Below are 4,673 nucleotides of genomic sequence, written 5' to 3' on the forward strand. Positions count from 1 at the left end.
TGGATGAACTGAAAAAAATGTCCTGGAAAGTTATCGTTCTCTTTCTGGTGGTCTCCACCTCCTGCTTTTTTGGGGCGTCACTCGTCGCCCAGCTGGGGTTCTCATTACAGGGAGTTATCTGATGATGAAATATATCTGTCGTGACCTTATGTCACTAAAAGCGTTCAGTGTCTCAGTTCGCCATGATTTACACCGTATTCCTGAAGCTTCCGGGCAGGAGTTTAAAACCGCTGCATAGTGTCAGTCAGTCCTGCGCGATGCAGGACTGAGCATCCGTACATGGCCCTGCTGCACCGGGTTTATTGCCGACCTGCATGTAAACGACAACTATCCACTGGTGGTGTTCAGGGCTGATATGGATGCACTGGAAATACCTGATCTGACGGAATGCACTATACCTCGGAACATCCGGGCCTGGCGCATAACTGCGGTCATGATTCTCATATGGCAATTCTGCTGACCGCTGCCCGTTATCTTGCCGCCAGTCCGGAACGTCTAAAAGCCAATGTCCGTTTTATTTTTCAGATGACCGAAGAGGACATGACCGTGCCGGGAGCAGAATTACTGGTCACACTCGGCTGTATGGAAGACGTGGACGCCGTTTATGCGCTGCACAATGACGCATCAATGGAAACCGGCACGGTTCGTTTTAACAATGGGGTTATGTCGTCATGGGGCTCGGCCTGGCCCCTGAATGTGAACGGTATTTCGGCGCACGGCTCTACCCCGGAGAAAGGGCTGGATGCCATCCGGGAAGTGTCACGAATCATTGGTGACATGGATTATATTATTGCCAGGAAAACGAATCCCTTCAGCCCGGCTGTCTTTGGTTGCGGAATGATGTCAGGCGGGACCGTCCCCAATGCCGTCCCGGACAGCGCAACCGCCAGAGGGACTATCCGGGCGATGGAAGAACAGACGGATACGATTCTGAAGGAAAGTTTTACATCACTGGTGGCGCAGCGGGTTCAGGACCTCAATGACGTATGCCGGCTATCCTGCCGTTATCAACCACCCGCTAGCGTACGATGCGTTATGTGCCGCGGCCGCCTTTCTCCCCGCTGACGGAGTGGATACGACCCTCGGTGTACGCTTACAACTGACTTACCAAATAAGCGTTTTCGACACCGTTAATGTAACGGTAGTAAGGCCATTTTGTATAAAATGACCTTTATGTCCATTCGTTATTTAAACATTATTGCTGCGCTGTCTGTCCGTATTTCGGCGAGCGCGGACCATATAGCAGACCACCGTTTGCCCCGGCATCAAACATTCGCACGCTGGTTATTCCGGCAATATCATGCGCTTTCTCAGTTGCTGAGTTGGCAATCTGCGTCACTGCTGCGGTTATCAGAATACCCAGCAGCCCACCACCACTGTTATTTTGCCCTTCATTGGTTGACGCTGTTGCACCACCTTTCCACAATTCTTTGCCCGAGCGTAAATCCACTAAACGAGCTGTTGCTGTCACTCGCGTATCGCTGTTAACGACCTGATAAGATGTACCATAATCTTTGATCGTGATGTACATCACCGCATCAGCACCAAAAATATCATGCAGTTTTTTTAACGGAAGTGCGCTGATGTCGTCCGGACTGGTCACACCATTTTGTTTAAATGTCTCTTCCACGACGGCCACCGGGAACACATAATAACCGGATTCAGCAATCGGCATGCTGACAGTACTCAGAAAACTGTGGCTGGCTTTAACATCTGGTGACTGGTTTACCGGCGGAAGCACCAGTATGCTGCGTGGTTTGCTTTCTCTGAAGGCAGAATAGTCAGTGAGTTGTTTATTGTTTTTTGTACACCCCGTTAATATCAGAGCAAACGCCAGGGTGATGAATGTAAATAATCCTTTCATGTTTAGTCCCTTCACTTTCTCGTTGTCAGAAAATCAATATAAGAAGCCGATTCCGGGTACTGTGTTTTTTCGGCGTTGAATTCAGCCATCGCCTGTGCTGTATTCCCCGTATTGCTGTAGAGCATGCCGAGCTGGGCATGAACGCCAGGGGGAACGGGTTTGTTACTGGCCCGTGACATTTCAGTCAGTTTCTGTAATGTGGCGATTTGTTCCTGTGGGCTGGTTTCATTTGTGTAGTAATGATAAACCGACTCCTGGTAACCATCCCATGCATACAACTTCTGCGGTGCCTGAGTTGCACAACCTACAAGCAGAAATACGGCTGCACCAGCAGCGGCTCCGTGTAAATATGCCATCATCCTTTCCTTTTAATTTGTATTTGACGGGTTCCAGATACCGTTCTCAATACCGGTAACCAGATTGTTTACGGCCTCACGAATGGCGAGATCCAGTACTTTTCCATTCAGCGTGGAGTCATAGCTGGCGGTACCGCCAAAGCCAAGAATTTCACGATTAGACAACTCGTATTCCCCCGCTCCCTGAGAAGAAAAAACCACTTCGGATGTTCTGACATTGACTACATTCAGGGCGACTTTCGCATAAGCCACCTGCGATTTGCCACGGCCAAGTATGCCAAACAACGCCTTATCTCCGGTCTCTTTACGACCAAACTCGGTCACATCTCCGGTGATCACATAGGTTGCACCTTTTAATTGCTGGTGTTTTCCACTGATATCCGACTCGGCTTTGATCTCTTCCATGTTCATGCGATCCAGCACATTAAAGCGACCGGTTTGCTGCAAGTGGGTGATCAGAATAGTTTTTGACTGATTACCTAACCGATCAACACCATCAGAAAATATGCCATTCATGTAACCAGAGCGGTTATCAAATTTCCCGACGGATATCGGACTGCGTGGCCCCTGCCATGGTGTCTGGTAAGTGGCTACTTTTGCGACTTCAACAGAACGGGAAGATTCCGTTGCGCAACCAGTAAGGAACAGCGAACTGAAACAGAGTGAACTTATGATTATTTTTTTGATCATGAAGTATTAATTTCCTTTTTAAAAATGAATAAAACAAAGTACTAATCTGAAAACTATCCACAACAACTTTCTCTGACACAGATTGCTGCTGGGGTGCTGACGATTGACCTTATTTTCAGTCTGTTACAACCGTTTTTTGCCTACTGCACTTACAGCGTGACAACTTTTCGCCCTGACGCGTCTTATTCGCCTGAACACGCTACGGGCATTGTGGTGATCCCGGCGCCAACGCCGGGATCACAGTTAATCATCATATTGAAAGTTTATGCTTATTTTTTCTTCTGGTATGTCAACGATTATTTCACAACCTATCCATGCTGGTTTCCCGTTAGTCATATTATTTTGGATGTAAAAATCCCTCATTTTAACTAACAGTAGTCTAAGATCGTGACTGGCTAACTTATCAGGAACGAACCAGTCTTCATCTCCCTCTTGATCAAGATAATCATACTCATACTCACATGACTCACCATCAAGTGATAATTTAGCACGAGCAATGATCTTCATCGCATTATCAGGACCGGCATCCACTAATAACTGACCTATTTTATTATGCAGATCATCTAATTCGCTCATTTTACCCCTCCAGGGGTGTTGCTGATGTCTTTGATAACAGGACGGGCTCCGTCAATAGAGTATTGTTACACTAAAGCTATCAGGACGTTTATTCTCCCCAATGTAAACATGTTCTATTTTAACATTAACTTGTTTGCCATCTTTCAAAGCATTAGCCCATGTGTTTTCCATCTGTTTCCATACACCTTTATTCAGGTTGCCATCCATAGGAACAAGATTGAGTTTTTCGCCAGGACCATTAAAAATACTGGCAATTAAATGACCACCTTCATCACCAGAGCTACCACATTTCCCGGTCTTGTATTGCTGATAAGTGTTTCTGTCGCTTTTCGAAGCAACTAGTATCCCTTCTGCTGAACTAGTTCTTCCCAATGCATCAGTCTGGAATGTTTTATTCCCATCGACCTTATAAACGGTGTTCGGTTCCGGCTTATTCATTGCTTGGTTCCAGGCCCCTTTCTTACCTGAGTCAACCACAACGATGTTTTTACTGGTCGTGGAGGTACCTGATTTCCCCATCCCACCGGTCATGACTCCCAGTGCTGCGACAGCAAGGATTTCAGCCTGTTGCTTGTCCATACCGTAACGATTTTGTAGCTGGCTGGCAAATTCAGTACTGGTAACAACACCTTCCGCTTCGATCTGCTGAGCTAACAACGAAGACATATCATTCTTCATTGCAGACGGTACATCTGCACCTAACACACGATCTATCGCTTCTCGTACCAGCATTCCTTTAGCTGGTATGTCGCCGTATTTCTCTTTGCAGGCTGCAGGGTTTGTTGCACAGACAGCTATCATTTCCTGCTGTTGCTTAAGGCTTAGTTCCTCCACCTCCTTGACAATCTGTTTGCAGTCGCCACGCGCTTCACACCCTTTCGCTTTCGCCGCAGAGGTCGACAGTTTCGTTGCTCCCTCAATGTCGATCCTGGTAATTGTAAAACAGGGCCCTTCTGCTCCAGATGGAATGGCAGGTGTGGCTGACGCAGGAAGAGGGATGCTGCGCTCCAGATCTTCACGCTGACGCTGGTTTTCATTCAGTAACTGTTGTTGTTGCTGAATGATATTGCGATCGGCGGGCGACAGGAGGGTTGCTGAAACGTCGGTCACAGGTAACAGCATCATCCCCGCGACTAAAATTATCCTGATTTCATCCCTGCTTTTCACCAATGCCTCCGGTAACCAGT

6 protein-coding genes are annotated in these 4,673 nt (G+C 47.4%); 1 reads left to right on the forward strand and 5 read right to left on the reverse strand.

Annotated features, from left to right (window positions below):
* Positions 1-444: 444 nt before the first annotated feature.
* On the forward strand, positions 445-1,065 hold the full coding sequence (locus ACU8YC_RS24485; protein ID WP_446895904.1) for a M20/M25/M40 family metallo-hydrolase: 621 nt from the start codon (positions 445-447) through the stop codon (positions 1,063-1,065).
* Between the two features lie 130 nt (positions 1,066-1,195).
* On the opposite strand, the gene ACU8YC_RS24490 is transcribed toward ACU8YC_RS24485, so the two are convergent.
* From ACU8YC_RS24490 to ACU8YC_RS24510, 5 genes are all read right to left on the reverse strand, one after another.
* Positions 1,196-1,864, reverse strand: coding sequence for a DUF799 domain-containing protein (locus ACU8YC_RS24490; protein WP_446895905.1), 669 nt, complete (start codon positions 1,862-1,864; stop codon positions 1,196-1,198).
* Positions 1,865-1,875: 11 nt separating this feature from the next.
* Complete coding sequence (locus ACU8YC_RS24495) at positions 1,876-2,220, reverse strand: DUF4810 domain-containing protein (RefSeq protein ID WP_446895906.1); 345 nt, start codon at positions 2,218-2,220, stop codon at positions 1,876-1,878.
* A 12-nt stretch (positions 2,221-2,232) separates the two neighbouring features.
* Positions 2,233-2,910 carry a CsgG/HfaB family protein gene (locus tag ACU8YC_RS24500; RefSeq protein ID WP_446895907.1) on the reverse strand — a complete coding sequence of 226 codons (678 nt, stop codon included), beginning with the start codon at positions 2,908-2,910 and terminating at the stop codon, positions 2,233-2,235.
* Positions 2,911-3,153: 243 nt separating this feature from the next.
* A complete protein-coding gene (locus ACU8YC_RS24505; protein WP_446895908.1) occupies positions 3,154-3,486 on the reverse strand; it encodes a hypothetical protein in 333 nt (110 codons plus the stop codon).
* 51 nt (positions 3,487-3,537) lie between these two features.
* The coding region (locus ACU8YC_RS24510; RefSeq protein WP_446895909.1) for a DNA/RNA non-specific endonuclease at positions 3,538-4,673 on the reverse strand (1,136 nt) is incomplete at its 5' end.

The organism is Citrobacter sp. VF227, assembly GCF_052950715.1.

Excerpts from the sequence above, each read along its gene's own strand:
- ACU8YC_RS24500 (WP_446895907.1), bottom strand. The coding sequence starts at position 2,910 with ATGATCAAAAAAATAATCATAAGTTCACTCTGTTTCAGTTCGCTGTTC.
- ACU8YC_RS24495 (WP_446895906.1), bottom strand. The coding sequence starts at position 2,220 with ATGGCATATTTACACGGAGCCGCTGCTGGTGCAGCCGTATTTCTGCTT.
- ACU8YC_RS24505 (WP_446895908.1), bottom strand. The coding sequence starts at position 3,486 with ATGAGCGAATTAGATGATCTGCATAATAAAATAGGTCAGTTATTAGTG.
- ACU8YC_RS24485 (WP_446895904.1), top strand. The coding sequence starts at position 445 with ATGGCAATTCTGCTGACCGCTGCCCGTTATCTTGCCGCCAGTCCGGAA.
- ACU8YC_RS24490 (WP_446895905.1), bottom strand. The coding sequence starts at position 1,864 with ATGAAAGGATTATTTACATTCATCACCCTGGCGTTTGCTCTGATATTA.